18 protein-coding genes and 1 pseudogene are annotated in these 26888 nt (G+C 64.4%); 10 read left to right on the forward strand and 9 right to left on the reverse strand.

Translation table 11 applies throughout. The annotated features are described in order from the left end of the window. Positions 1–205 precede the first annotated feature (205 nt). Both AB7532_RS26875 and AB7532_RS26880 read right to left on the reverse strand, forming a co-directional pair. Entirely contained in the window at positions 206–895 is a 690-nt protein-coding gene (locus tag AB7532_RS26875) for a VOC family protein (RefSeq protein ID WP_441237704.1), read from the reverse strand. 34 nt (positions 896–929) lie between these two features. After that, positions 930–1598 carry a sensor histidine kinase gene (locus tag AB7532_RS26880; protein ID WP_441237705.1) on the reverse strand — a complete coding sequence of 223 codons (669 nt, stop codon included), beginning with the start codon at positions 1596–1598 and terminating at the stop codon, positions 930–932. 330 nt (positions 1599–1928) lie between these two features. On the opposite strand from AB7532_RS26880, the gene AB7532_RS26885 reads away from it, so the two are divergent. The 6 genes from AB7532_RS26885 (at position 1929) to AB7532_RS26910 (ending at position 9424) form a co-directional block, all read left to right on the forward strand. After that, positions 1929–4772 carry an ATP-binding protein gene (locus AB7532_RS26885; RefSeq protein WP_441237706.1) on the forward strand — a complete coding sequence of 948 codons (2844 nt, stop codon included), beginning with the start codon at positions 1929–1931 and terminating at the stop codon, positions 4770–4772. 118 nt (positions 4773–4890) lie between these two features. Further along, a complete protein-coding gene (locus AB7532_RS26890) occupies positions 4891–5598 on the forward strand; it encodes a hypothetical protein (protein ID WP_441237707.1) in 708 nt (235 codons plus the stop codon). A gap of 197 nt (positions 5599–5795) precedes the next feature. Beyond that, a complete protein-coding gene (locus AB7532_RS26895) occupies positions 5796–6497 on the forward strand; it encodes a type 1 glutamine amidotransferase domain-containing protein (RefSeq protein WP_441237708.1) in 702 nt (233 codons plus the stop codon). Between the two features lie 62 nt (positions 6498–6559). After that, entirely contained in the window at positions 6560–7516 is a 957-nt protein-coding gene (locus AB7532_RS26900) for an alpha/beta fold hydrolase (protein WP_441237709.1), read from the forward strand. A 47-nt stretch (positions 7517–7563) separates the two neighbouring features. Next, positions 7564–8601: an alpha/beta fold hydrolase gene (locus AB7532_RS26905; RefSeq protein WP_441237710.1), complete on the forward strand. Its 1038-nt coding sequence runs from the start codon at positions 7564–7566 to the stop codon at positions 8599–8601. 103 nt (positions 8602–8704) lie between these two features. Then, the gene (locus AB7532_RS26910; protein WP_441237711.1) at positions 8705–9424 is read left to right on the forward strand and encodes a hypothetical protein; all 720 of its coding nucleotides are present in this window, start codon (positions 8705–8707) and stop codon (positions 9422–9424) included. 6 nt (positions 9425–9430) lie between these two features. On the opposite strand, the gene AB7532_RS26915 is transcribed toward AB7532_RS26910, so the two are convergent. Then, on the reverse strand, positions 9431–12307 hold the full coding sequence (locus AB7532_RS26915; RefSeq protein ID WP_441237712.1) for an ATP-binding protein: 2877 nt from the start codon (positions 12305–12307) through the stop codon (positions 9431–9433). A 344-nt stretch (positions 12308–12651) separates the two neighbouring features. Between AB7532_RS26915 and AB7532_RS26920 the strand changes: the two genes are divergently transcribed. Continuing rightward, positions 12652–13626 (forward strand): helix-turn-helix domain-containing protein, encoded by a 975-nt coding sequence (locus AB7532_RS26920; RefSeq protein WP_441237713.1) that lies wholly within the window; start codon positions 12652–12654, stop codon positions 13624–13626. A gap of 313 nt (positions 13627–13939) precedes the next feature. Here the strand turns inward: AB7532_RS26920 and AB7532_RS26925 are convergent, their stop codons facing one another. Both AB7532_RS26925 and AB7532_RS26930 read right to left on the reverse strand, forming a co-directional pair. Further along, positions 13940–16261: a molybdopterin guanine dinucleotide-containing S/N-oxide reductase gene (locus AB7532_RS26925; RefSeq protein WP_441237714.1), complete on the reverse strand. Its 2322-nt coding sequence runs from the start codon at positions 16259–16261 to the stop codon at positions 13940–13942. Positions 16262–16393: 132 nt separating this feature from the next. After that, entirely contained in the window at positions 16394–17248 is an 855-nt protein-coding gene (locus AB7532_RS26930) for a LysR family transcriptional regulator (protein WP_441237715.1), read from the reverse strand. Positions 17249–17428: 180 nt separating this feature from the next. Here AB7532_RS26930 and AB7532_RS26935 point away from each other — a divergent pair, with 180 nt between their 5' ends. Next, positions 17429–19000, forward strand: a complete 1572-nt coding sequence (locus tag AB7532_RS26935; RefSeq protein WP_441237716.1) for an MFS transporter — start codon at positions 17429–17431, stop codon at positions 18998–19000. A gap of 76 nt (positions 19001–19076) precedes the next feature. Next, positions 19077–19436, forward strand: coding sequence for a Rid family hydrolase (locus AB7532_RS26940; protein WP_441237717.1), 360 nt, complete (start codon positions 19077–19079; stop codon positions 19434–19436). A 15-nt stretch (positions 19437–19451) separates the two neighbouring features. Here AB7532_RS26940 and AB7532_RS26945 read toward each other — a convergent pair whose 3' ends face one another. Together AB7532_RS26945 and AB7532_RS26950 are read right to left on the reverse strand one after the other, a co-directional pair. Continuing rightward, positions 19452–21017, reverse strand: a complete 1566-nt coding sequence (locus tag AB7532_RS26945) for a GMC family oxidoreductase (protein WP_441237718.1) — start codon at positions 21015–21017, stop codon at positions 19452–19454. Between the two features lie 42 nt (positions 21018–21059). Next, complete coding sequence (locus AB7532_RS26950) at positions 21060–22184, reverse strand: metallophosphoesterase (protein ID WP_441239361.1); 1125 nt, start codon at positions 22182–22184, stop codon at positions 21060–21062. 361 nt (positions 22185–22545) lie between these two features. Here AB7532_RS26950 and AB7532_RS26955 point away from each other — a divergent pair, with 361 nt between their 5' ends. Further along, on the forward strand, positions 22546–23532 hold the full coding sequence (locus AB7532_RS26955) for a Bug family tripartite tricarboxylate transporter substrate binding protein (RefSeq protein WP_441237719.1): 987 nt from the start codon (positions 22546–22548) through the stop codon (positions 23530–23532). A 232-nt stretch (positions 23533–23764) separates the two neighbouring features. On the opposite strand, the pseudogene AB7532_RS26960 reads toward AB7532_RS26955, so the two are convergent. After that, a pseudogene (locus AB7532_RS26960) lies at positions 23765–23890 on the reverse strand (hypothetical protein); the annotation flags it as partial. A gap of 230 nt (positions 23891–24120) precedes the next feature. Next, positions 24121–25725 carry a porin gene (locus AB7532_RS26965; protein ID WP_441237720.1) on the reverse strand — a complete coding sequence of 535 codons (1605 nt, stop codon included), beginning with the start codon at positions 25723–25725 and terminating at the stop codon, positions 24121–24123. Positions 25726–26888: the final 1163 nt, after the last annotated feature.

Below are 26888 nucleotides of genomic sequence, written 5' to 3' on the forward strand. Positions count from 1 at the left end.
CGGGTTCGTCATGCAGAGAGATTGGCGCAGGCTCCGTCCATTTGCTCGTTATGGGTTGTTAGGGGTCGTTAGCCGTTGCAAGTCCGCGCGATGCAGGAGATTGATCGACAACGACGATACGCGCGATGCAAAAGCGACACGGCGCGCCACGAATTCAATCGTCGCGCGCCGTGTCGGGAGATGCGTTGGTTTTCGCCAGGATTGCTCAGGTCGGCAACGGCTGACCGGCCTGCTCGCGAACAATGTAATCGGCGTACCAGTCCGCCCAGTTCTCATCGTGCCCGCCGGTGCGCTTCTCGTGCTCGCCATGCGCAACAGCGGCGCGGCGTACGGCCGCGGCGAGATCCGCCGTCGAGGCGAAATTCGTACCCTCACCCGCGATGCGTCCGGGCAATCGCGTGGTGACCTCCTGAAGCAGCCAGATATTGCCGTCGGGATCGACGAACGACGCGAACGAGCTGTAGCTGCTACGCTTGGGATCGACACCGCTGACCCGAACGCTCCCGAACAGATAAGGCTCGTCAGGCCCCGCGTGCTCGTCGCCGGCCCCGTGGAAGGGTTCGCTGACTGCAATGCCGCGCTCGCGCAGATCCTGTCGCGCCGCATCCAGGTCGGAGACGATCAGGTACAGGCCACGCGCCGAACCGCGCGCGGCCGACGTGACGTTCTTGCCGAAGATCACCGAACAGGCAGAGCCCGGCGGCGTGAACTGGATCACGCGCCATTCGTCACCCGAGGCAAAATCGGCGTCCAGTCGCCAGCCGAGACGCGCATAGAACGCCTTGGCGCGGTCGACATCGGACACGGGAATAACGACGATCTCGAGCTTCAGGTCGATGCTGCTTGTCTTCGATGGTTTGGCCGCGGCGTCGCGGTCGATTTCGAGTGTGGCCATGTCGAAACTCCCTGAATTGAAATTGAGACGAGTTTCAAGCCGCGGCCGGCATCACGATCGTTACCCGCGTGCCGCCCTGGCCGGCTTCGCCTTGCAACCGCGCATGGATGCTGCGCGCGAGCCCTTCGAGAATGCGGCTGCCGGTGCCCTGAAGCGGACCGGTTGCGCCGATGCCGTTGTCAGCTACCGTGCAGAGCCAGTCACCGTCGCGGTTGGCGATTTCGATGCGGATCAGTGCGCCACTCTTGTTCGGGAAGGCGTGCTTTGCCGCATTGGTGACCAACTCGGTCAACATCAGCGCGAGCCGATGGCACTGCGACGCCGGCAGCGTGCCGCTTTCGACCGCCGCCTCACAACGGATGCCCGCGGGCTCCAGCACCGCCCCTGAGATCGCTTCGCAGAGGTTCTCGAAGAAGGCCTCGACGGAGACGGCTGACATATCGTCGCTGTCAGACAAAAGTTGATAGAGCCTCCCGAAGGCAACGATGCGCCGCTCGAACCGGTCCACCGCACCCGACATATCCCTGGTGCCCGCCCGCGAAAAATCGCGACGGACTGACGCACCCAGCAGCGTCAGCGTGTTCTTCATGCGATGGTGGGACTCCCGCAATACGAGTTCCCAATCACGCGACTGATCATCGAGACTGACGATATGCTGGGACCGAACGACGTGGTCGGTCGACCCTGAGCCGATAGCGGACATGATAGCCTCCCCGTGGGACAATGAACCTCACTCGCAGGGTATAGTGGCTGCACCGGGCGCGTTATGCTCGTTAGACGTTGCAAGATTTTGTTATGATCGCCTGCGCCACCAACTGTGACAGCGACCCTGTCGTCCCGGCCATCAAGAACGTTGACGGATTGTCGCGGCGGCTTCCGTAAACCGCTCGCGTTTAAGCAAAATTTGTGACGGATCGTGCCTGTGCCATCGGCCGTTGGCCGCGCGATTTCGCCACTTTCGGCCAGTTTACTCACCACCTCGTTCTGTTAGACCAGACGACAGCGATCAGCCTTTTACTGGAATCATTGCCGCGTGGCGGACACTCACGAACAGGATTCGGCGATTTCCTTCGGTCCGTTCCGGCTGTTCGCAAAGTCGCGCCTGCTCGAGCGCGACGGCGCTCCGCTTCACCTTGGCGGCCGCGCACTCGACATCCTGATTTTTCTCGCCGAGCGCGCGGGCGAGGTCATCGACAAGCGGGAGTTGATCAAGCGCGTCTGGGCCGACGTGACGGTCGACGAGGGCAGCCTCCGCTTCCACATCACGACGCTGCGGAAGGCCCTGGGGAATGCCGGCGAAGGCGCCCGGTATGTCGTCAACGTGCCCGGCCGCGGCTATTGCTTCGCGGCCCCGCTGCTTCGCCCTGAATCCCCGGAGAGGCGGACGAGTATGCCCGTCTCGGCCCCCCGCTCGCTTCCCACGCCGCTTGCGAAGATGATCGGACGAGATGAGGCGGTCGAGCGGATTTCCGCCGAGCTGGCCCGGCATCGCTTCGTCACCATCGTCGGCCCCGGCGGGATCGGCAAGACGTCCGTCGCCCTCGCCGTCGCGCATGGCGAGCTCAGAGCCTTCGATGGCCAGGTCCATTTCGTTGATTTCGGCGCGCTGACGGATGCCAGGCTCATTCCCGGCACCATCGCCGCCGCACTCGGGCTGACCGTCAATTCGGAGGACCCGATGCCCGGCCTGCTGACAGTTCTGCGCAGCCGGCGAACGCTGCTGGTGTTCGACAGCTGCGAGCACATCATCGACGAGCTCGCGCCCCTCGCCGAGCGCATCGTCCAGGACGCGCCCGCGCTGCATATTCTGGCCACCAGCCGTGAGTCGTTTCGTACCGAAGGCGAGCGGGTGCACCGGTTGTTTCCGCTGGACTGCCCGCCCCAGCGCGACGGGCTCGGCATCGCCGACATCCTTGCTTATCCTGCAAGCCAGCTCTTCGTGGAACGCATTGCCGAAAGCCTCGGCGAGTTCGAGCTCAGCGAGGAGGATGCGCCACTCGTCGCCGATATCTGCCGGCGGCTGGACGGCATTGCGCTGGCGATCGAGCTCGCGGCCGGCCGCGTCAATGCCTACGGCATTGCCGGAACCGCCTCGCTGCTCGACAGCCGCTTCTCGCTGCTGTGGCGGGGCCGGCGCACCGCCATTCCGCGGCACCAGACCCTGAGCGCCGCGCTCGCCTGGAGCTACGATCTGCTGCCGCCAACCGAGAGCGCGACCCTGCGCGGCTTGTCGGTGTTCGTCGGACCGTTCACGCTGGAAGCGGCACTTGCCGTCGCATCCAGCCAGGGCATCGGCGAGCCCGAGGCGGTCGAGGCGATCTCGAATCTTCTTTCCAAATCGCTGATCGCAACTTCGCCTGCGGAGCGGCGCCTGCGCTACCGGCTGCTCGACACCACGCGCGCCTTCGTCGGCGAGAAACTTGTCGAGAACGGAGAAGCGGATCGCGTCGCGCGGGCCCATGCCGAATATTTCCGCGACGTCCTGCGCGACATCGCGCTCACGTCCACGGGCATGCAGAGCGCGGGCGGATACCTTCCCTATGCCGACCATCTGCCCAACGTCCGGGCTGCGCTGACCTTCAGCTTTTCGGACCATGGCGATCAGGCGATCGGCGTGGATCTCGCAGCCTCGGCCGCGCAGTTCTTCCTCGAACTGACATTGCTGACCGAGTGCTTCCGCTGGACGCAGCAGGCCTTGGCTGCCTCCGATACGACCCCATTGGACAGCCGCCAGGAGATGACGCTTCAGGCCGCCCTCGGCGTCTCCGTGATGTTCACGCAGGGCAATACCGACGCGGTCCACACAGCGTTCACGCGAAGCCTCCAGTTGGCCCGGGAGCTCGAGGATCTGCACTGGCAGCTCTGGCTGCTGCGCGGCCTGCACATCTACCTGACCAGGGTCGGCGATTTTCACGGCGCGCTCGGCACCGGCGAGCAGGGTGAGAGCGTTGCGCGCAAGCTGAACGATCCGGCCGCCGCGCTGAACGTGGAATGGATGCTCGGCGTCGCGCATCATCTGATCGGCAATCAGGACAAGGCCGTGCAGTTCTGCGAGAGCGCGATGGTGCACAATCCCGGCTCGCAGCGGCTCAATATCGGCCATCTCGGCTATGACGACCGCATCGTCGCGCTGGTGGCGCTGGCGCGTGGGCTCTGGCTCACCGGCCGCCCCGATCGCGCCGTCGAGGCGGCGAGATACACCGTGCGCGAGGCCGAGTTGCTCGAACAGCCGCTCACTCTCGGCATCTCCCTGATCTGGACGATCTACGTGTTCCTCTGGGTCGGCGACTGGGCCAGTGCGGAAAGCCTGATCGAACGGCTGATCGATCATTCAGCCCGGCACTTCCTCGGCCCCTATCACGCGGTCGGGATCGGCCAGAAGGGCAAGCTGCTGCTTCGCCGCGGCGACGTCGCAGGCGGGATCGAGCACCTTCGCCGCAGCCAGGCCACATTGTATGCAACGCGACACCGGATCATGACGACGGTGTTTGCGACGGCTTTGGCGGAGGGTCTCGCCGCGCAGAACCAGCTCGACGATGCCTTACGGACGATCAACGAGGCCATCGCCGAGATCCCCGCTCACGGCGAATCCTTCGACATGCCGGAGATGCTCCGGGTCAAGGCCGACATCCTCGCCCGGTCGGGCCATGCCGCGGAAGCCGAAAACTGCTTCCGGACATCGCTCGACCTGTCTCGTCGGCAATCCGCACTCGGCTGGGAGCTGCGGGGAGCGATCAGCCTCGGCCACCTCTGGCACAAGGCCGGAAAAGGCGGCGAAGCACGCGCCCTGCTCGCCCCGCTCATCGCGCGCTATCAAGAAGGTCTCCAGACCCGCGATCTCGTGGCTGCCAGGGAGCTTCTTGGCGCGCTGAATTGACAGTATCTTCAACGGGATACCTCCAGAAATACTGCTCGCAACTCCTAACAACTTCTAACACGCCAATCCGCATGCGCCCCGCCATGGTGGTGGCACTTCATGACGGATATGGCGGGACATGGCGCTTCTCGACGATGTGATTGACGCCAGCGGGGGAATGGCCCGCTGGAATAGCTTGAACCGGTTCACGCTCCACCTTTCCGTCAAAGGCTCGCTGTTCTCCAGTGCCGGACATGCCAGCGAGTTCAAGGATGTGACCGCGGAGGGATCGACCCGAACCCAGTCGGTCCGCTTCACCGGCATCACCGGCGGCGAATATTCCGGCTCCTTTCAGCCGGACGCGATCACGATCGAAAGCCTCGAGGGTGAGGTCCTGCGCACCTGGAACAACCCGAGCCTTGCGTTCCCCGACACCGGCTCTCCTGCGCTCGCGGACGAACTGCACCTCGTCTTCTTCTGCGGCGTCGCGATCTGGAACTACCTGACCAATCCGTTCCTGCTTGCCCATCCCGACGTCGTCACGGAAGAGCTGACACCTTGGCGCGAGAACGCCGAAACCTGGCGGCGGCTACGGGCGCAATTCCCGTCAAACCTGATCACGCTCGCGTCCGAGCAGATCTTCTATTTCGACGAGAACGCGCTGCAACGTCGCACGGACCACGATCTGTTCGGGATGAAAGTCGCACACTATTCCTGGGCCCATGACAATTTCGGCGGCATCGTCGTGCCGACGCTGCGGCGCGCGCAAACGCTGCGGCCTGACGGAACCGTGATCGCGAAACCCGTGCTGATGGACGTCGAGATTTTCGACGCCGTCTTCGAGTAGCTGCGACGATGCGCGAGAGCGGCGACGGATCTCCGCTCTCAACGCCTAACAATACATAACGAGCCAACAGCCGGCCTTGAGCGCAGATTGATCTCGCGGGCAACGAACGAGGTTCGATGCGCGAACGAGACAAAGGCCGGCGCATCTCCATGACATCGGAGTGCGTCATCGCAGCAAACGCACTCTAGGAGATTGTCATGAAGATTCTTATGGTCCTCACCTCGCACGACCAGCTCGGCAACACCGGACGCAAGACCGGCTTTTGGCTCGAAGAGCTTGCCGCGCCCTACTACGTGTTCAAGGATTTCGGCGCGGAGATCACGCTGGCTTCGCCCAAGGGGGGCCGTCCGCCGCTCGACCCCAAGAGCAACGAGGCCGATTCCCGCACCGATCTCACGCTGCGCTTCGAAGCGGACGCGGCCGCGGAAGCCCAGCTCGACAAGACAGTTCGCCTCGACAGCGTCAGGCAGGAAGACTTCGACACGTTGTTCTATCCCGGCGGTCACGGCCCGATGTGGGACCTCGCCGAAGACCCGAACTCGGTCAAGCTGATCGAGTCCTTCTTCGCTGCCGGCAAGCACGTCGCAATCGTCTGCCATTCTCCGGCGGCGCTGCGCCACGTCAAGACGCCGGACGGCAAGCCGCTGGTGCAAGGCAGGGAGGTCACCGGCTTCACCAATGGCGAAGAGGAAGCTGTCGGGCTCACCAAGGTGGTGCCCTTCCTGGTCGAGGACGAAATGCTCAAGCTCGGCGCAATCTTCTCGAAGAAAGCCAACTGGGCGCCCCACGTCGTCAGCGACGGCCTGCTGATCACGGGCCAGAACCCGCATTCATCCGGTCCGGCCGCTGAAGCGCTGCTCGCCGCGCTCAAGGGCAAGTCGCTCGCGAAGGCTTCGTAAATTTTGCATACGGCCAGATTTCGAGAGGCGCTGGTCACAGCGCTTCTCGACGGAGCAATGACATGAACATTCCAGCCACCTTTGCCCTCTCAGCCGCGCTGGCCTGCGCAACCACGCAGGCCCCGGCAGAGGATCTGCGATCGAGCCGACGCTCGATCAGCTATCACACCGTCGAGATCCAGGGCCTCAACATCTTCTATCGCGAGGCAGGCCCTGCCGACGCGCCGACCGTGCTGCTGTTGCACGGCTTTCCCTCGTCATCGCGCATGTGGGAGCCATTGCTGCCGCTGCTCGCCGATAAATATCATCTGATCGCGCCTGATTATCCCGGCTTCGGCAACAGCAGCGCACCGCCGCCGTCGAACTTCACTTACACGTTCGACAACATCGCCGGCGTGATGGGCGAGCTCACGGACAAGCTCGGGCTCACCAACTACGTTCTGTTCATGCAGGATTACGGTGGTCCCGTCGGCTTCCGCATGGCACTGGCGCATCCCGGGCGCGTCCGCGCGATCATGATCCAGAACGCGGTTTCGCATGAGCAGGGATTAAGTCCGCTCTGGGCCGCACGCCGCAAATATTGGGCCGATCCGGCACACGAGCTCGAAGCGCTCAAGGCCAACTTCACCTCACTCGATGCGACGCGCCAGCGGCACCTCGGCTCCAGCCCTCACTCCGAGCGCTACGACCCCGATACCTGGATCGACGAATATTCGTTTCTCACGCGGCCGGGCCAACCGGAAATTCAGACCACGCTATTCCTGGATTACCGGACCAACGTTGCCTCCTATCCGAAATGGCAGGATTGGCTGCGCAAGACGCGGCCGCCGACGCTGGTGGTCTGGGGCAAGTATGATCCGTCCTTCGCTGTGGCAGGCGCTACCGCCTACCGCGACGATGTGCCGGATGCCGAGGTTCACATTCTCGAAGCCGGTCACTTCGCACTCGATGAAGCAACCGATGAAATCGCCATGCACGTCCGCGCCTTCCTAGCCCGGCTTGACGGGCACAAGGGATAGCCCGGCCACCGACACGCCACATGAAATCATAACGACAGGAGCCTGACATGACCGACACCATCAACCGCCGCCACTTCGTCGGCACCGCCGCCATGACACTCGCGGCCGCCCAGTTTTTGCTGAGCACAGCGGCCGTCGCCAAGCCGGCGAAATCCGCCGCAATCATCAAGCCCGGCGCCAACACCGCGTTCGCACCCCTCAAGCAGATCGACGCCGGCTTGCTCAACGTCGGCTATGCCGAGGCCGGCCCGGCCGATGGCCCGCCCGTGATCCTGCTGCACGGTTGGCCCTACGACATCTACGCTTTCGTCGATGTCGCGCCGCTGCTGGCCGCGGCCGGCCATCGCGTGATCATTCCCTACTTGCGCGGCTATGGCAGCACGCGGTTCCTGTCGGATGCCACGATGCGCAACGGGCAGCCGTCGGCGATGGCGGCCGACATCATCGCTCTGATGGACGCCCTCAAGATCGACAAGGCCACGGTCGCCGGCTTCGACTGGGGCGCGCGCACCGCCAACATCGTCGCGGCGCTCTGGCCCGAGCGGGTCAAGGCCATGGTCTCGGTGAGCGGCTATCTGATCGGCAGCCAGCAGGCCGGCAAGATGCCGCTGCCCCCGAAGGCGGAGCTGCAATGGTGGTACCAGTTCTATTTCGCGACCGAGCGCGGCCGTGAGGGCTACGACAAGTACCGACATGATTTCTCGAAGCTGATCTGGCAGCTCGCCTCGCCGCAATGGCGTTTCGACGATGCCACCTTCGACCGCAGCGCCAGGGCTTTCGACAATCCGGACCATGTCGCAATCGTGATCCACAATTATCGCTGGCGGCTTGGCCTTGCCGATGGCGAAGCGAAATACGCCGACGACGAGGCGAAACTGGCGCAGGCGCCCGTCATCACGGTGCCCACCATCACCATGGAAGGCGACGCCAACGGCGCGCCGCATCCGGAGCCGTCCGCCTACGCCAAAAAGTTCTCGGGGCGATACGCGCACCGAACCATCAAGGGCGGTATCGGCCACAATCTGCCGCAGGAGGCGCCGAAGGCCTTTGCCGACGCGGTGTTGGAGATCATGGCCGAAGCCTAGGCGCCGGAGCCGCGAACGGCGCTTAACAAGGCTTAACGGGCGGATTTCAGCGCCTGGGGCTATCTCTATCGGGGCAACACCACCCAAGAGAGAGAACCCCCGGATGATTCCGCTGCTGGCGAATGCGATCGAGGCCCATGGCGGCCTCGATCGATGGAATGCCCACCGGCGCCTCACCGCCACGATCGTCACAGGCGGCGATCTCTGGGCCCTGAAGGGCGTCGATCAGGACCGGGCGCCGCGCACGATGCGGATCGAGCTGCATCGCGAGCAGGTCTCAGTCGCGCCGTTCGGCAAGCCCGGCCAACGCACAGCGTTCAGCCCCGAACGGATCGCGATCGTGGCTGCGGACGGACGTGTCGTGGCGATGCGCAACGATCCGCGCGCCGCATTCGCGCGGCACGACATGCGCACGCATTGGGACCCGCTGCACCACGCTTACTTCGATGGCTACGCGCTGTGGACCTACCTGACCACGCCGTTCCTGCTGGCGATGGACGGGTTCGAGGTTCGCGAGATCGCCCCCTGGCACGAAGGCACCGAGGTCTGGCGCGGATTGCGGGCGACGTTCCCGGCCACGATCGCGAGCCACAGCGCCGAGCAGGATTTCTATTTCGGCCCTGACATGCTGATCCGCCGGCACGACTATCACGTCGAGATCGCCGGCAATTTTCCGGCGGCTCACTACGTGGCCGATCCCGTCAGTGTCGATGGCTTCAAGCTGCCGACGCGCCGGCGCATCTATCTGCGCGGCGATAACCTGATACCGCTGCGCGATGAACTGATGGTGTCAATCGATCTCAGCGATTTTCGGTTCGACTGAGCCGCCTCAGCCAGATGCCGCATCCAGCATGAGCCGCGCCTTCTTCATGTCTGCCGTCTCGAAACCTTCGGTGAACCGCGCATACGTCGTGGCGAGATCATCGAGCGGGCTCTTCGCACCCTGCCCGCGCCGAAGCGCCGCAAGCGACATTTCCGTCCGCAATCGCCAGGACAGCGCGCCTTGCTGTTCGGCCAGTGCGAGCGACGCAGCAAAGCTCGCACTGGCCGCATCGAGATCGCCAGCGCGCGCTTCGAGATCGCCGCGCCGGCGCAGCAGTTCCGGCATGTCGAAGCCGCCGCCACCCTGCGCGACGCGGGCGATGGTCTCGTGCAGGACTTGCAGTCCTTCCGCGGGTCGATCCAGTGCGGCCAGTCCCTGCGACAGGTCCGCGGCGAATGCGGAGGCGTAGAGCTCGTAGCGATCCGCGTGCAGGCGCGGCAGCGCGCTTCGCAGCAGGTCGATGCCGCCCGCCACCTCGCCGCGGGCGATCATGGTCTGCGCGCGCAGGCCGGTCGCGACGGCCTCATAGGGCGCGAGCCCATGCACATTCGCGTGCGTCGCGAGGCGCACCGTCATGGCTTCGACCGCGGCCCAGTCGCCGACCCAACCGAACACCGAGGACGACCAGCACAGCGCAATACTATGCATCACCACGTCGCGCGGCGCGGCGGCACCGACCAGCGGGCGAACGCAATCGAGCGCACGGTCGGGAAAGCCGCGCAGCCACAACACCCGCGCAAGCGGAATCTGCGGCGTGCGCGAATAGGCGAAATGTCCGGGCTGGGTCCCGCGCAGCGCCGCGTCGTCACGCACGCCTTCGTCGAGATGGGCCTGCGCCGAAGTCTGGTCCCCGGCGAGATGATAGGACACGCCGAGCAGCGCTTTGCTGCCGGCAATGCCCGCGGTATCGCCGATCTCGCGCGCGATGCGCTCGGCCTGGAGCGCGGTCGGCACCAGATGCCGGTAGTCGCCGGTGCGGCGATAGAACATGTTCAACCGTGACAGCAGCCTGAACGCATTGGCGTGGTCGGAAAGCGTTTCCGCGATCTCCAGCCCGCGCCGGAGTGCCGCCTCAGCCTGCTCGCTGTTGCGTTCCGTGAACATGAAGGCGTGACCGAGCGTCGCCTGGAGCTCGAGCTCCCATCGGCCTCCTCGGTTGACGTCATCGAGCATCACGAGCGCGCGGCCGGACCAGATGCGCGCCTCGTTCAGCAGGTTGAGTTCGACGAACAGCCTTGCAGCGCTGCCCGCGAGCAGCACACGCAACGTCGCGCCGTCGTCATTGGCAAAACTCCATTGCAGCGCCGCGCGGGCATCGGCGAGCAGGCTCGCGCGCTCCTGCAAACGGAAGGCCTGGTCGCCGCCCTGCCCGGCCATGCCGGCTTCGAGCGTGCACTGAACATAGCGGGCATGACGGCCCGCGATTGCTTCCGCCTCGCCTGTGCCGGCGAGCTTCTGCATGGCGTAGGCACGCGTGGCATCCAGCAGGCGATAGCGCCGCGAGGCGCCATCGGGCTGCGCCGACACCAGCGATTTTGCGACGAGCTGCTCCAGCGCATCGACGACACGGTCGCCCGGCGCGCCGTCGTCAGCCGCGACCGCGATCGCACCCTTGAGCGTGAAGGGGCCGGCAAAGATCGCAAGCCGCTGAAACACGATCCGCTCGCTGTCGCCGATCAGGCCAAAGCTCCAGTCGAGCGTGGCACCCAGCGTCTGCTGCCGCGGCGGCGCCGTCCGGCGCCCGCGCCATTCAAGCTTGAGCCTGGAGTCGAGCAGCGCAGCCATCTCGCGGAATCCGTAGACACCGACGCGGACGGCGGCGAGCTCGATCGCGAGCGCGATGCCGTCGAGCTTGCCGCAGATCTCGGCCAGAATTTCGGCATCCTCGTCCGTGATATCGCCCCGGTGTCCGGCCGCGGCGGCACGGTCCACGAAGAGACGCGCGGCCGGATAATCCAGCACTTCGCCGGCGCTGAGGCGCGCGCCCTGCGGCGGCCCCGGCAGCGGGACGAGCTCGAAAATTTGCTCGCCCTCCACCAGCAGTGACTCGCGGCTGGTGGCGAGAATGGCGACGCCGGGCGCCTCGCGGTAGATGTTTTCGGCCAGGCGTGCGACCTCGTCGATGACGTGCTCGCAGCTGTCGAGGATGAGAAGCAGCCGCCGCGCGCGCAGGAAGTTGACGATGCTGCCCGAGGGATCCTCGTGGTGCACGACAAGACCGAGGGCAGCGGCGACCGTGCTCGCGACCAGCGCGGAATCCTTCAGCGGCCCGAATTCGAGGAAATGAACGTGCCCCTCGAACCTCTGCCACATGTCATGGGCGAGCGCAGTCGCAACGGTGGTCTTGCCGATGCCGCCCGGCCCCCGCAGCGTGACGAAGCGGTCGCTGAGCAGACGCGCCGACAGCTCGGGCAGCACGTCATCGCGACCGATCATCCGGTCCAGCCGATGCGGCAAAGCCGCCGGCGCCGGCGCGCGTTCGGACGCACGCGATACGGGTACAGGGGCAGCGTTGCGTTCGCCACGTTGCACGGTCGCGACGAAGCAATAGCCGCGGCTCGGGACGTTGGTGATGTAGCGGGCGCCGTCCTTGCCGTCGCCGAGCACCTTGCGCAGCTCCGCGACATGGACGCGCAGGCTGATCTCCTCGACCGCAAGGCCCGACCACGCATAGCCGAGAATCTCGTTCTTCGGCACCACCTCGCCGGCGCGGCTGACGAGCAGGCGCAGAATATCCATCGCGCGGCTGCCGAGCTTGACCGGAGCGCCGTCCTTCTCAAGCAGTCGCGACCGCAGCGAAAACGGTCCGAACGAGACGGCCTCGATATCGAGATTCACTCCGGCGGCTTTGGGAGAACTATGTCCTGCCGGGAGCTCGGTCACGTCTGACTCATCTTGAGGACCACTTCATTCAAATGCGCGGCGACTATAGCCGCCATCGGTGCGCGGTCCAGCGAGGGCACTGCCGGCCTCACACCGCCATATCGATCGCGACCCGATGTACTGCACGGTCCTCACACTGCGCCAATCTGCGCAAACAGTTGAAAAACCGAGCAAAATCAAACGCTCTGCGGCGGGCTGTCACACCTGATGCGCACGCACAAAATCTAACACCTCCTAATCATCACTAACGGGCTTCTTGTCCGGCCCACGCCTATCCTCTGACCATGGAAAGCATTGAGAGTTGGCCAATCGTTGCAAGCGGCGAGGCCAAGGGAGGACGCGAGATGTTGACTGACTTGCACGCGGCGCATGCCTGGATTGAACTTCCAGCCAGCCAGCGGGATCACGAGGTCTCGCAGAAGACACAGGCGATCGCCCGGGAGGCTGCGTGGCGCCTGATCGAGCACGGCGCCCGGGACATCACGATCTCGCGATGGGAAGATTCGCGGGATATCTCCTCTCACGAAGCAACGACGCCGGAGGATCGCTATTTCGTCGGCATCGCCCTGAAGACCACGCGCGCCAAGCTGAGCCGCGATCGCCAGATCATCTTCGACGGCACAATGCCCGCGGGGACCTTGTATGTCAGCACCCCGTCGAAGCCGCTCGGCGCACAATTCCACGCGCCCTGCGCCTTTCTGCACTTCCACATTGCAGCAAATCATTTTCCGGCGGAGCTGCCAGCGATAGAAGCCCTCAATGACCTCGTGCTCTTGCGCGACCCGCTTGCCGCTGAACTCGCCAAGGCCCTGACCGAGCATGGCGACGCCGCGGACCGGGAGTTCGCCCACTGCATCGGCCAGACTCTCGCGATGCACCTGACCCGGATCGAGCCTCCGCGCGCGAAAGTCAACGCCTTGCCGAAATGGCGGCTGCGGCGCGTCGAGCAATACATCGCCGACCATTTTGACAGATGCGTCAGCCTGTCCGAACTCGCCAATGTCGCGGGCCTCTCCCGGATGCATTTCGCAGCGCAGTTCCGCGCCGCGACCGGCTATCGTCCGCGCGAATATCTGCTCAATCACCGCATCGAGCATGCCAAGACCCTGCTCGCGACGACCGAGCGGCCCCTGGCAGAGATTGCGCTGGCCGTCGGCTTCAGCACCCAGGCGCATTTCTCGACCGTGTTCAAGCGCATCAGCGGCGAGTCTCCGGCACGCTGGCGTCTCGCCAGCAAGGCTGCACGGCCCGATGTCGAAACGCTGCCGCGTCGCCGCGCGTCTGCGGACAGGGACTGGATGATCGGCGCGACCGCGTAGTCGGTGCGACCGCCGCGAATTATTTTGTGATCGCTTTGGCGCAAGTGCCCCCCATTTGCGCCGGCTCGAGCCCTCCTCCTCCCGGGTCTACGAGCCTCTCGGGGCCGTCCTGCGCCCACACAGGACGGCCCCATTTTTTTGCCTCGCCCGCGGGCCGCAGCGTTACGCATGCGGGCCGGTGCGGCGCGGGAAAGCGAGTTGAAGCGAATACTGTCCCCACGTCGTCATTGCGAGCGCAGCGAAGCAATCCAGAATCCTACCATGGAAAGACTCTGGATTGCTTCGCTGCGCTCGCAATGACCGGAGATGGCCCCTACACCGGATCGAACGCCTTGATCGGCGGCAGATTGCCGGTGAATTTTTCCACCTCGACCGTCGTCAGTTGTCCCGTACACCCCTGCGCAAACGACGACGTGCCGACATCGCGCGTGAGCACGTTCGGATTGCCGTGCACGCAGAGCGGCGCGTCGTCTTCGGGGTCCATCGGGTCGTACCAGGCGCCGGTCGGCAGTTGCACGATTCCGGGCGCGATGCCGTCGGTGACGTGGACTGCGGCAAGGCAGGCGCCGCGCTCGTTGAACAGGCGGATGATGTCACCGTCCTTGATGCCACGCGCGTCCGCATCAACCGGGTTCATCCGCGCGACCTCGCGGCCGCGGTGTTTCGCACCTTGCGAATGGCCGCCGAAATCGAGCTGGCTGTGCAGACGCGTCACCGGCTGGTTGGCGACGAGGAAGCACGGTGCGCCCGGCTTGGGCGTGTCGGTCTTGTCGAGCCAGACCGGATGGCCCGGGCAATCCGCATCGCCATGCCCCGCGATCTTGGCCGAGTAGACCTCGATGCGGCCACTCGGCGTCGGCAGTGCATGGTTGACCGGATCCTCTCGAAAGCGGCGGAGCCGGCCGCCATCGTCAGGCCGCTGCGGCACGACCAGGCTGCCGCGCCGCCAGAATGTGTCGAAGCTCGGGGCCTCCAGGCCGCCCGCCTCGAGCGATGCACGCGTCGGCTCATAGAGATATTCGAGCCACTCCCGCGACGTGCGGCCTTCCGTAAAGGGCTCGCGCGCGCCGAGACGATCAGCGAGATCGGCAAAGATCTCGTAGTCGTCGCGCGCAAGACCGAACGGCTCGGCGATCCGGTGCATCGCGACCATCAAGGGGTCGTTGCTGGAATAGCCGATGTCCTCGCGCTCGAGCGTCATGGTTGCGGGCAGCACGATGTCGGCGTGCCGCGCGGTAGCGGTCCAGCCGAGATCATGCACGACCAGCGTGTCGACCTTTGCAAAAGCCTTGCGCAGACGATTGATGTCCTGGTGGTGGTGAAAGGGATTGCCGCCGGCCCAGTAGACCAGGCGAATATCCGGATAGGTACGCGTCTCGCCATTGTAGCGATAGGTGCTGCCGGGGTTGAGCAGCATGTCGGCGATGCGCGCGACCGGAATGAAATCGCGCACGCCGTTGCGGCCCTGCCCGAGTGTCGGCCCCGGCACGTCGTTGACGCGGCGGCCGTAATAGCCGATCGCGCCGAGCGAATAGGCGTAGCCGCCGCCGGGAAGACCAATCTGGCCGAGCGCTGCCGCCAGCACCATGCCCGTCCACACCGGTTGCTCGCCATGCTCGGCGCGCTGGAGCGAATGCGAGACGGTGATCAGCGCGCGCTTGCCGGCGGCGCGGCGTGCAACCGTGCGGATCGTGCCGGCATCGACGCCTGAAATCGGCGCGGCCCATTCGGCATGTTTCGGCTGCCCGTCGCTCTCGCCCATGAGATAGCGCAGGAAGACCGGCCACCCTTCAGTGTAACGATCGAGGAAGGCCTGATCGTGCAGGCCTTCGCTCACCAGCGTGTGGACGATGCCGAGCATCAGCGCGGTATCGGTGCCCGGCACGCAGGTCATCCATTCGGCGCCGGCCTCGACGGGAAGATCGTCGCGCAGCGGGCTGACCAGGATGAACTCGCAGCCGCGACGGCGCGCAGCGTCCATCGACCCGCGCTCGACATGCTTGCCGATGGAGCCGCCGGCCACCATCGAGTTCTTCAGCGCCATGCCGCCGAACGCCAGCACGATCTCGGTCTCGGTCGCGATCTGCTCCCACGTGACGTTGTGCTTGGTGATGTCTTCATAGCCCGCGAGGATCTGCGGCAGCAGCACCGAGGACGCGCCCGAGGAATAGGAATTGACGGAGCGCACATATCCGCCCATCGTAATATTGAGGAAGCGATGCACCTGGCTCTGCGCGTGGTGGAAGCGACCCGCGCTCGACCAGCCATAGGAGCCGCCGAACACGGCGCCGGGGCCGCGCGTGTCGCGGATGCGGCCGAGCTCGTCACCGAGCAGATCGAGCGCCTTCTCCCAGCTCACGGACACGAACTCGTCGCGGCCGCGGCGATTGTCGGGCCCGGGTCCGCGCTCGAGCCAGCCGCGGCGGATCGCCGGCTGGGCAATGCGCGCCTGATGCCGCAGCGCGCCGGGGAAATTATCGATGATGCCGTTCGGATCGGGATCGCCCGCATAGGCCTTCACTTCAAGCCCGGCCTTGCCCTGGCGCGCCGAAAACACGCCCCAATGCGAGGTGTGCGGCTTGAAACCGTCGGACAGGTCGAGACCGGGGTCGGGGAAGCCAATCGTATCGTCCATCACTGATCCTTGTTCCGTATGCGGTGGCAGTATACCGATCCACATCCCGATGTCATCGCGATCAGGGCTGACGCAAACGCTGGGCTCCTGTGCAGTGTGTGGCGTGGGAAACCGGCCGCCGGAGGGCGCGACTCACGCCGGCGCGCGATGCTCGCGGAATGCGGCTGCCAGCGCGCCCAGCGCGGCCCGCGAACGCCGGTCCGTCAGGGACGAATGCAGCACGACCTCGGACGGCGGCAGTTTTGGAAGAGCAAGCCTCTCGCCGATGTCGATGGTACCGCTCGGTGCAATCCGATACGACAACGGCGCGATCGCGAGTCCCGCCACGACGGCGGCATGGACCGCCGAGGAACCTCCGCCCAGAAACACCTCGGTCCATTTGATGCCGGCCAGATCCAGCGCCTGCGTGGCGGTGTTGCGGACGCCGCAGGTCGGAGCCAACGCGGCGAGGCGCAGCGGCTCTCCCGGCCTGTGCTCGAACCCTTGCGCTGCAAACCAGCCGAACCGCTCATGTGCCAGCGTTTCGCCGTCGCGGCGATCGTCCTCGCGCTGGACGATGGCCGCATCGAGCCGCCCTTGGTCGAACAGGTCGAGGAGGTTGCGCGAACTGTCGAGCTGGACCTCGATGGTCAGATTCGGATCGTGCGCATGAAGCCGCGACAGCAGGGCCGGTACTTCTGGCCCCGCGACATGCGCGGCAATGCCGAGGCCGAAATGGCGCGGCGGCGCGTTGAGCCCGGCGATCGCCCGTTCGTGAGCCGCGATGAAGTCTCGCGCGCCCTGGAGGAAGGCGGTCCCTTGCGCCGACAGCCGCACCGATCGCGGCGTGCGCTCGAGCAAGCGATGCCCGATGCGATCCTCGAGTCGTTTCAGCTTCACGCTGATCGCGCCTTGCGTGGTCCCCAATGCCTCGGCGGCGCGCGTGAAGCTGTGGAGGTCCGCCACGGTCACAAAAGCCCTGACGGCGTCGACATCGAGCGAGAGCATTCCATCATCCGCCTTTGTTGTCTCTGAAATCTATATTGATGCGATTTTGTTGTGGTCAAGGGCCCCCTATGTTCGCGTTGCCCGACGCGGGGCGGCGCGCACCGGAGGTTAACAGTCTCCGGGGCTAGCGATGTCGTGCGCGCGCGTCGGCAATCGGCATCAAGCCCGGAGGTCGCAGTTTTGACGGTCCCATCATCACGACGAAACACGATTGCGCTGGCCGCAGCGTGCCTCGCGTCCCTCATGTTCGGTCTGGAGATCTCGAGCGTGCCGACGATCCTGCCGACGCTGGAAAGGGTGCTGCACGCAAGCTTCCAGCAACTCCAATGGATCATGAACGCCTACACCATCGCGGTCACCACCGTGCTGATGGCGACGGGGACGCTGGCCGATCGTTATGGCCGGAAGCGCGTGTTCATTGTCAGCATCGTGGTGTTCGGCCTTGCCTCGCTGATCTGCGGGCTGGCGCAGGACGTCCTCGTCCTCATCTTGAGCCGTTTCCTTCAGGGCATGAGCGGCGGCGCGATGCTGATCTGTCAGGTCGCGGTGCTCTCCCATCAATTCCAGGAAGGACCGGAGCGCGCACGCGCCTTCTCCGCCTGGGGGATCATCTTCGGGATCGGTCTCGGTTTCGGTCCCATCATCGGCGCGGCGATCGTCGCGATCTCCGGCTGGCAATGGGTGTTCCTGATCCACGTCTTGATCGCCATCGCCACGATTGCGCTCACGGTGACGGGCGTGCAGGAATCGCGCGATCCCGACGCGAAGCATCTCGATGTCGCAGGCATCGCGACGCTCTCCACGACCGTGTTCTGCATCGCCTTCTATATCACGCAAGGCCCCGATTTCGGCTTCACTGGCACGATCGGCCTTGCGATCGTCACAACGGCCATTCTCAGCTTTGCCGCCTTCGTGCTGGTGGAGATGCGGAGCGCCCGACCGATGTTCGACTTCTCCGTCCTGCGGATCCGCGCCTTCTCCGGTGCGCTGCTGGGGTCGGCCGGCATGAACTTCAGCTTCTGGTCGTTCATGATCTACCTGCCGATCTTCTTCCACAGCGCGCTTGGTTACGACAATTTCGCCGCAGGCCTGGCGCTGCTCACCTATACGCTTCCGACGCTCGTCGTTCCGCCGTTCGGCGAACGGATATTGCTGAGATTCGGCGGCGGCATCGCAATTCCCGCCGGCCTGTTCGTGATCGGCCTTGGCTTCATGCTGATGTGGGCCGGCAGCGGTGCTGAGCACGTCACCTGGCTGACGCTGGCGCCGGGATGCCTCCTCGCAGGTGTCGGCCTCGGCCTCACCAACACGCCGGTGACCAACGTCACCACGGCATCAGTGCCGAGCGCGCGAGCCGGCATGGCTTCAGGCATCGACATGAGTGCCCGCATGATCTCGCTGGCGGTCAATATCGCGCTGATGGGCTTCATCCTGATCGCCGGCATTTCCGCCTGGTTGCGCAACGCGCTTCCCGCCGCGCTCGATGCCGGCCGCGTACAAGAGCTTGCGCAGCAGATCGCAGGCGGCGCCGTCCGCGCGTCCGATATTCCCGAGCTGAGCCTGCTGCCGGCGGCGGAAACCGTCCTGCAAGACGCACTGGTCCATGGCTTCAGGCTGGTGATGCTCTATGGCGCGATCTCCGTCTGGGTGCTGGCGCTGGCGAGCTTCGTGATCTCCGGACGAAGCCATGCGCGTCAGCACCGGTCGCAGAACGGCAGTGCGCCCTGCTGCGTCCCCCGCTCCTCGTCATGACCGCGATGGAAGGCCTCGTATTGGCTGTGGGAATGTGCGATACGGCCACGATCCCCACAGCAACACCGGTCCCGTCATGATCCAGCGCGTCTTGCCCTATGAAGGTCTGCTCCACGAAGTGGTCGAGCATAATGGTGTGCTCTACATCGGCGGGATCCTCCCCGAGGACACCAGCCTCGATATGTCGGGCCAGGCCAACGACGTGCTCGGTCAGCTGGAGCGCCTGCTGAAAGGTCTCGGCTCGGATCTCGCCAACGTCCTGCAGGTGACCATCTTCATGACCAACCTGAAGGAAAAGGCGGAGTTCAACGCGGCCTGGAAGGCGCATTTTGCAGCGGCGCACTTGCCCGCACGCGCCGCAATCGGCGTGGCCGATCTCGGTCCGGGCGTCAAACTCGAGATGACCGCGATCGCTGCGCGGGCGAGCAAGGCCTGAAGCCTCGGCTCGCGATCATCGGCCCTTCAATCGGTCCGCCATGCGCTCCGCGATGGCGACCGTGGTCAAATGGGTGTTGGCGCGCGGGACCTCCGGCATGATCGAGGCATCGATCACGCGCAACCCCGTGCATCCGATCACCCGGCATTCGGGATCGACGACCGAGCGCGCATCGTCCGGCGCGCCCATGCGACAGGTTCCGCTCGCGTGCTGCGCGTCGCTGCACTCGGCGAGCAGCCAGTCATCCAGCTCCGCATCGCTGAACGGCTCATCCATCGAGCGTCCGCTGACACCATAATCGACGCGGTCAGCGATGTCGGTCACCGCAGGCTGGAGACAGATATCGCGCAGGCGGCGGACGCCGTCGCGCATGCGCAAGAGATCACGAGGGTCGGACAGCATGCGCTCCTCGATTGCAGGATCGACCTCGGGGTCAACAGTCACGATTCGAACGTGGCCCTGACTGAAGGCCTGATACACGGACACGGCGATGCGTCCCAGCGTGACTTCGGCCATCGATTGCTGCGAGCGCGCGAGATTGCCGGCGATCATGATCATGTCGTTGTCGCCGGCACCTGCGAGGCCGGACGAATAGCGCAGGCAGCAATTGGTGTGCCGGTGCATCAGCGTGCTGACCTGGCTGCCGTCGCGCAAATGCAGCAATGCATTGACGATCGGATGGTCCAGCAGATTCTCACCCACCGGCAAATCCGCGCGGATGGGAATGCCGAGCCTGTCCAGCAGGGCGACAGGCCCAATGCCGGAGCGTTGCAGGATGGCTGGCGAATGGATCGCGCCGGCACAGAGGATGACGTCACGCGTCGCCCGCGGCGCGCAGGATCGGCCGTTCACGCGGACCTGAACGCCGTTGGCGTGCAGACGGTTGCCTTCGAAGGTGATGGTGTCGACCAGGGCATGACCGACGATGTCGAGATTGCCGCGATCGCGCGCCGGCTCCAGATAGCCGTCATTGGTGGAGATTCGCAGACCACCCTCGCTGTTGATGGCATAGGGCGAGACGCCGGTGCCGACAGGCGCGTTGTGATCCTCGCACCAGCCATAACCGAGACCGAGCGCCGACGCGCGCAGCGCCCGGTCGACATTGCCCCAATCCGGGATCGGAGCGCGATACACCGGGATCGGACCGCGATCACCATGATAGGCGGCATCGGCGAAATTCCTGTCCGTCTCGAGCTTGCAGAAATACGGCAGTAGCTCGTCCCATGACCAGCCCGTGCAGCCCGCGGCCGCCCAGCGGTCGATATCGTCGGGTACGGCGCGGATTGCGATCTGGCCATTGATCGTCGAGCTGCCCCCCATGGCGCGGCCACGCCAGAGCAGCAGCGGCTGCTGCCGCTCGGTGCGTCGCGCCAACAGCTTCGGCCAGCGGAAATCGTCATCGCCGATGGCGCGCATCGGGTTCGGAATGCGGATGTGTTCCGGCGTGGTCGCAGTGCGCAGATCCTGCCCGGCCTCAAGCAGCAGCACACGATGCGCGGGGTCTTCGCTCAGACGTGCCGCCAGCGTCGCTCCGGCGGAACCGCCGCCGATGATGATCGTGTCGTATTCCTGCTCAATCACGTACGGTCATATCCTCTGATGGCGCTTCCATCTCTCACGCGGTCAGCCGGCTCCCGCCTGACGCAACGTGATCCGCGTCAATTCAGATGGACGCCCCAGCCGCAGCGCGAATCCTGGCCACAGCGCAGTGCCATTGTTCACGTAGAGCGTCATTCCGCCGACGTCGTAACGCCCCGAGACGAAGCCGGCGTTTGCGGGAGCGGCCAAGCGATCGACCCCCCAAATCAGCCCTCCGTGCGTATGTCCGGACAGTTGCAGAGCGACGCCGAGCTTGGCGGCATGTCGCGCGTCGCTCGGCTGGTGGTCGAGCAGGATGACGGGGGCGCTTTTGGGAGCACCTTCAAGCACCGCGGCAAGATCGCGAACGTGATGTCCTCTATGGCGCGTCGCCTGGTCGGTGATGCCGGCGATGACCAGCTTGCCACCATTGCGATCGAGAACGATGTGCCTGTTTTCGAGCGACAGCAGACCCAAAGCGGCGAAGTGCGCCATCCACGTGTCGTAGCCAAAGATGTATTCGTGATTGCCCGAGATCACGTAGACGCCATCGGTCGCCTTCAAATACCGCAACGGCTCAATGTCGGTGCGGCGCGCATCGAGCGTGCCGTCGATCAGATCTCCCGTGATGGCGATCAGGTCAGCGCCGAGCTTGTTCGATCGCTCGACGACCGCGAGCGCCCAGGAAGCCGGAAACAACCGGCTGATGTGAAGATCGGTCAGTTGCAAAATGGTGTAACCGTCAAACTGCGGCGGAAGTCCATGGATGCCGATCTCGATGTCTTTCAGCGGCGGAATTCGCATGGCCTGCTGGACGCCGATCGCGGCCGCGACGGCGGCCAACGCCGCCAGTCCGTAGCGGACTTCGTCGGGCGCACTCACGACGCCACCATTGAAGGGGATCGCGAGCAGAAGCCCGACATCGAGCGCCAGTTGCAGCAACGCCAGCAGGATGATCCCGCCGAACGCCCAGTTGAAGAGGGCGACGATCGGTCGTGGAAACTCGGGAGAAAATACGGAGCCCGACGAGAGCTTGCTCCACCGGTGAAACTGCAATGCGACCAATATGAGCGCAGCCGCCGGGATCTTGACCCAGAGCGGCAAATCCATCGGCCACAGGAAGCGGGTCAGGATCAGCAGATAGATCAGGCCAAATATGAGCTGGGGAATCGGTCCTCTCCGCAACAGACTGGTACCGCCTTCTTACACAAAGCCCGGCCCGATCTCGACGAATAGCTTCGATGGCTTGCTTCCCCGGCAAGTCTGGAGATGTGGCCTGGTGGTGAATGACCCCGCCGCCGGATGTGGGCCGGAAGCTCGCCAGGCCTCCTCTTGGATGGTTTTTCTCACGATCACCGGTCGGACAGCAGCAATCCTCCAGTGATTGGCGTGCATTCGCAACACAGTTCCGTTGCCTCGAGGTCGGCCGAATAGCATCTATGGGGTGCTCTCCATGGCGAATTGTAACCAGCGACGTTCCGGTGACAGGGACGCGTGGCGGATTTGCCTGACATCACTGAGGATTCCTGCTGTGCGCTTCGTCCGATCTCTTCGCTTCTTCGCCGCATCCGTTTTGACCGCATCGGTGCTCTTGAGCTCCAGCGGCGCGATCGCCGGTGCTTGGCCGAGCCGCACCATCAAGCTGGTCGTGCCGTTTCCTCCCGGCGGCGCCGCGGATACCGTCGCCCGCGTTTACGCCGACAAGCTGAGCGAAGCGCTCAAGCAGTCCGTGGTGATCGAGAACAAGCCCGGCGCAGGCACCGCAATTGCCGCCGAAGCCGTCGCAGGCGCCGATCCCGATGGCTACACCTTGTCCCTGGCTCCCGCCGGCCAGCTCACCATCCTGCCGCACATCAACAAGGAGATCAGGTACGATCCCTTCAAGAGCTTCGCGCCGATCTCGAACCTGGCGACGGTCCCCTACGTGCTGGCAGCTAGCCCGGACACGCCGGTCGCGACCGCCAGGGAGCTGGTTGCCGCGGCGAACAAGGATCCCGGCAAGCTGACCTATTCGTCCTGCGGTCCCGGGACGCTCTGCCATTTGAGCGGCGAGCTCTTCCAACGCCAAACCGGAACGAAGCTGCTGCACGTGCCGTTCAAGGGCAGCGCCCCGGCGGTGAACGCACTCCTGGGCAACGTCGTCAATCTGTCGTTCGACACACTCACCGTGCTCGCGCCGCAGATCCGCGACGGCAAGGTTAAAGGCCTCCTCGTCACCAGCCGCGAACGGTCGCCGCAGCTTCCCGACGTCCCAACCGCTACCGAGGCCGGCATATCGGATTTCGTCGTCGATTCCTGGTTCGGCCTGGTCGCGCCCGCAGGTACTCCGGCTGACATCATCCAGCGCTTGAATGCCGAAATCGTCCGTATCGGAGCCCAACCCGATGTTCGAGCTCGCCTGGAAGCTCAGGGGCTGCTTGTGACCACCTCGACGCCCGAGGATTTCGTGAACACCATCAAGGCCGATTACGGCCGCTGGGGCAAGCTCGTCAAGGATTCGGGTGTCGAAGTCTTTTGATGGCTGGAAGAGGCGCAATGGCACGAAACTGCCAGTGCATCAGGGCCTCGAACGCCAGACTGCCGTCGATCAAGATGGAAGAGCCATTGCCGGCGCCAGCCGGCCGCGGATCGCAGCCGTCACAGTCGTCGTTGTGAACGGTCAATGACTTGCCGGTCGGACCACCGGGCTTATCCCGCCGAAGACGCGCATTCGTCGCACGATCATCGTACGCGCTGGTAGATCGCCGGGCTCATGCCGAGTTCACGGCAGCCAATGCTGGTCGCAATTCCGGCTTCTCGCGCGAAACCTCGTGCATATCATCGACCGTCGGTTTGATCCGGAACCACGCGGCATAAAGCGCAAGCAGGATCAGCACGCTCCTCGCTTCTTCTTCGCGATGGCGCCGAGCTGCCTGATCCGAATACGGGTCACTTCTCAGCTGCTGAAAGCCGTCGGAGCTGGCGCGCGTGATAATGGAAACAGAACGGCCACGATGATCAACACGGGGCCAGCGTACGATCGCCTCAGCGGATTGTGACCATTCCCAAAAAAGAAGAACCCCGGCGGTTTCCCGCCGGGGCCCTCTGTTCAGTCGTTAGACCGAGCTTACCAGTTGCGCTGAGCGCGGAGGAGCAGAACGATCGAGTCCTGGTCCTTCAGCTCGTAGGTGGCGACCGGCTTGGCGGGAACCGCGATCAGAGCAGCCGGGGTCACAGTGCCCGAGTACTTCTGGTCGAGGTGGGTCCACGAGAGGTCCGCCGAGAAGGTCAGGTTCTTGACGGGGGTCCAACGGGTGATCAAGCCGACCTGGCCGATGGCGAAGTCCGGGTTACAACCCGTGACGCCAGCGACGCCGCCGAACACGCCGCCAACACCGGTCGGACCGCAGAGGGTGGTCTTAGCCAGCGAGCCGTACTGAGCCTGAGCGTAGGCACCGTACAGAGCGGTGTTCCAGTAGGGATCCCAGTTGTGGGTGTAAGCACCACGGAAGCCCCAGGTCTTGACGGTCTCCTGCGAGCCGCCCGTCACGTAGACGGTGTCCGGAGCGGTGGCGAAGCCAATGCTCTGGTAGGAGCCGTTGCCCGAGCTGCCGAACATCGAGTAGGTGCTGCCCGACAGGTTCTGGAAGTTGTAGCGGGTCGCGCCGTCGGTGTAGACGCCCGAGATGTTGATCACGTCACCCGCACCAGTCGGGATGTTCTTGATCGACAGAGCGAGCTGAACAGCCCAACCCCACTTGTCGTCGGGGTGGCCAGTCGGCTCGGTCGCGCCGTAGTAACCGACGTGGTTGTCCTTCGCGGCGATCGAAGCCTGGAAGAGACCCCAAGCCTGGTCGACACGGACCATACCGACGAGGTTCGGAGAGCGCGAACCGCCGATGGCGTTGGAACCGTAAGCGCCCTGCAGCATGCCGTACGCGGTCGCGCCGGTCATGTTGAGGTTGCCGGCCTGCATGTAGGAGGTCGGGTCTTCCGCCGAGAAGGCAGCCGTCACGCCCTGACCGAAGTCAGCAGTGTAGGTGAACTGGTTGATACCAGTGACCGTGCCGCTGCCGCCGACGAGGCTGTCGAAGTTGTTGCCGGGATAGTTGGTCCAGGGCGCGTCGAACTGCGACACGGCCTTACCCATCGTGAAGCCAGCGAACTGGATGAAGGCGTAGTACACGCCGAGCGAACCGGCCGAGGTGTTACCGTCGGTGCCGTTCACCGAGCCAGAGCCCGAACCGTAAAGGGTCGCAGCGCCGGTCAGCGGGTTGGTACCAGCAGCCAGCGTGCCGCTGTAGGCGGTGGTGCCGGTGCCGCTGTTGGAGCCGACGTAGTTGCCGGTGGTCCAGGAGAACACGCCGTCGAAGAAGGTACGGACAACGCCGTACTCAGTCGCGGTGCGCGTGTCGATGTTGAGATCTTCACGAGCGCGCATCGTGTAGTAGTTCGTCAGACGATTGCGTGCACCGTTTGCGCCCTGGCTCGAAACGTTCAGGCCGGCGCTGTAGTCGGAGTTGGTGCCCAGCGCGACTTCAGCGCGCAGGTAACCACCCAGCTTGATGCAGGTGTCGGTGCCCGGGATGTAGTAGAAACCCGCACCGTACAGCGAGCAGATCTTCACGTATTCGACCGCTTTGGCCTTCACGGGGAGATCGGCTGCCTGCGCTCCGCCAACGGCAATGAGACCTGCCGCTGAACCGAGCAAAAGGCTCTTAACCAACTTCATGTTAAACCTCCAAGTTTGCTCTATAGGGAAGGTTCCGGATCCGCTGGGTGATGACACCCTAAGGTTGGTTCCCTTGTCCCTTAACTTCACCGCTTAGCCGCTTCGCGCCTTCGGACACACCCGCTAACGCGAGGGACTTAAGCGAACCACCTAAACCGGGACGACCTTGGGATGCCCCCCTCCGTCGCGCAGTCATAGAAACCGAAGACCCGTGATCAAGCAACGGAAGACCGCGCGGATTCACCACCTGGCCGCGCGTTTTCGGCTAATTGTTGCACAAATATCACGCGGTCGTGAGGCAATATTATCCACACAAGTCATTGATTTATAATTGGATTTCTTTCGGAAACCCGACGATCCAGCCGACCGGCAGGCATTGCCTCCACAGCCCAGTGCTCAACAGGCAGGTGTGGGATCGAAGCCACAGAATCGATTCCAGGGCCTCGCAAAGACCCGTAAGAATCCTGATCGAGCGGACTTGAACGGCCGAATCTCCACCAACCGAAGCCGTCAAGCGACGCCTCCTTCGCTCTCTCATCTGCCCCAAATTCAAGCAGCCAACTGCCCACACAGCCAGCAGCCGGAATTGGCGCATCCGCCCGGCCGCGCTAGTTCCGAAGCCTCGCCAGTTCAGATAAGTTTACGGATGACGGCAGCTTGTCGCCTGGGCGCGTAGCCCAAAGAGCCATATTGCTCCGCCGCCGCCGGCATAGGTGATCGAGCGCTTGAGCAGGGCGACCGTCGCGGCATTGATTGCCCTCGCCGCCACGTTATTCCCTGCGCCGTTGAGGCTCACTGCGAGACCTGTCGCGTTAATCAGCGAGCGTGCCCCTTCACCGCCCAAGGCTGGATTGATCGCCGGCCCCACTGCAAGACGATGCGCTCGGCGCTGAAGCCGCAATGCTCCCATTGCCGTTGATGCTCGATCTCGCATTGAAGATGATCTCCCCAACCGTATCGCCAGCCCGCCAACACTCCTGCCGTTGAATGGATGGTTACGTTGTTGGTGGTGATGGACGACCGTAGTGCTGGCGCGAACCGTCGGCGTTCCCGTGGGAGTCGTATTCGTATCGATCGCGCAATTTCGGACGTGTGCGTTACGCCGCGTGCATCGATCGGGTAGGCGTTCGGGTTGCCATAAGGCCAACGCCACCGAGCGGCCT

It is taken from the genome of Bradyrhizobium sp. 930_D9_N1_4 (assembly GCF_052076015.1).
Classification (GTDB): domain Bacteria; phylum Pseudomonadota; class Alphaproteobacteria; order Rhizobiales; family Xanthobacteraceae; genus Bradyrhizobium.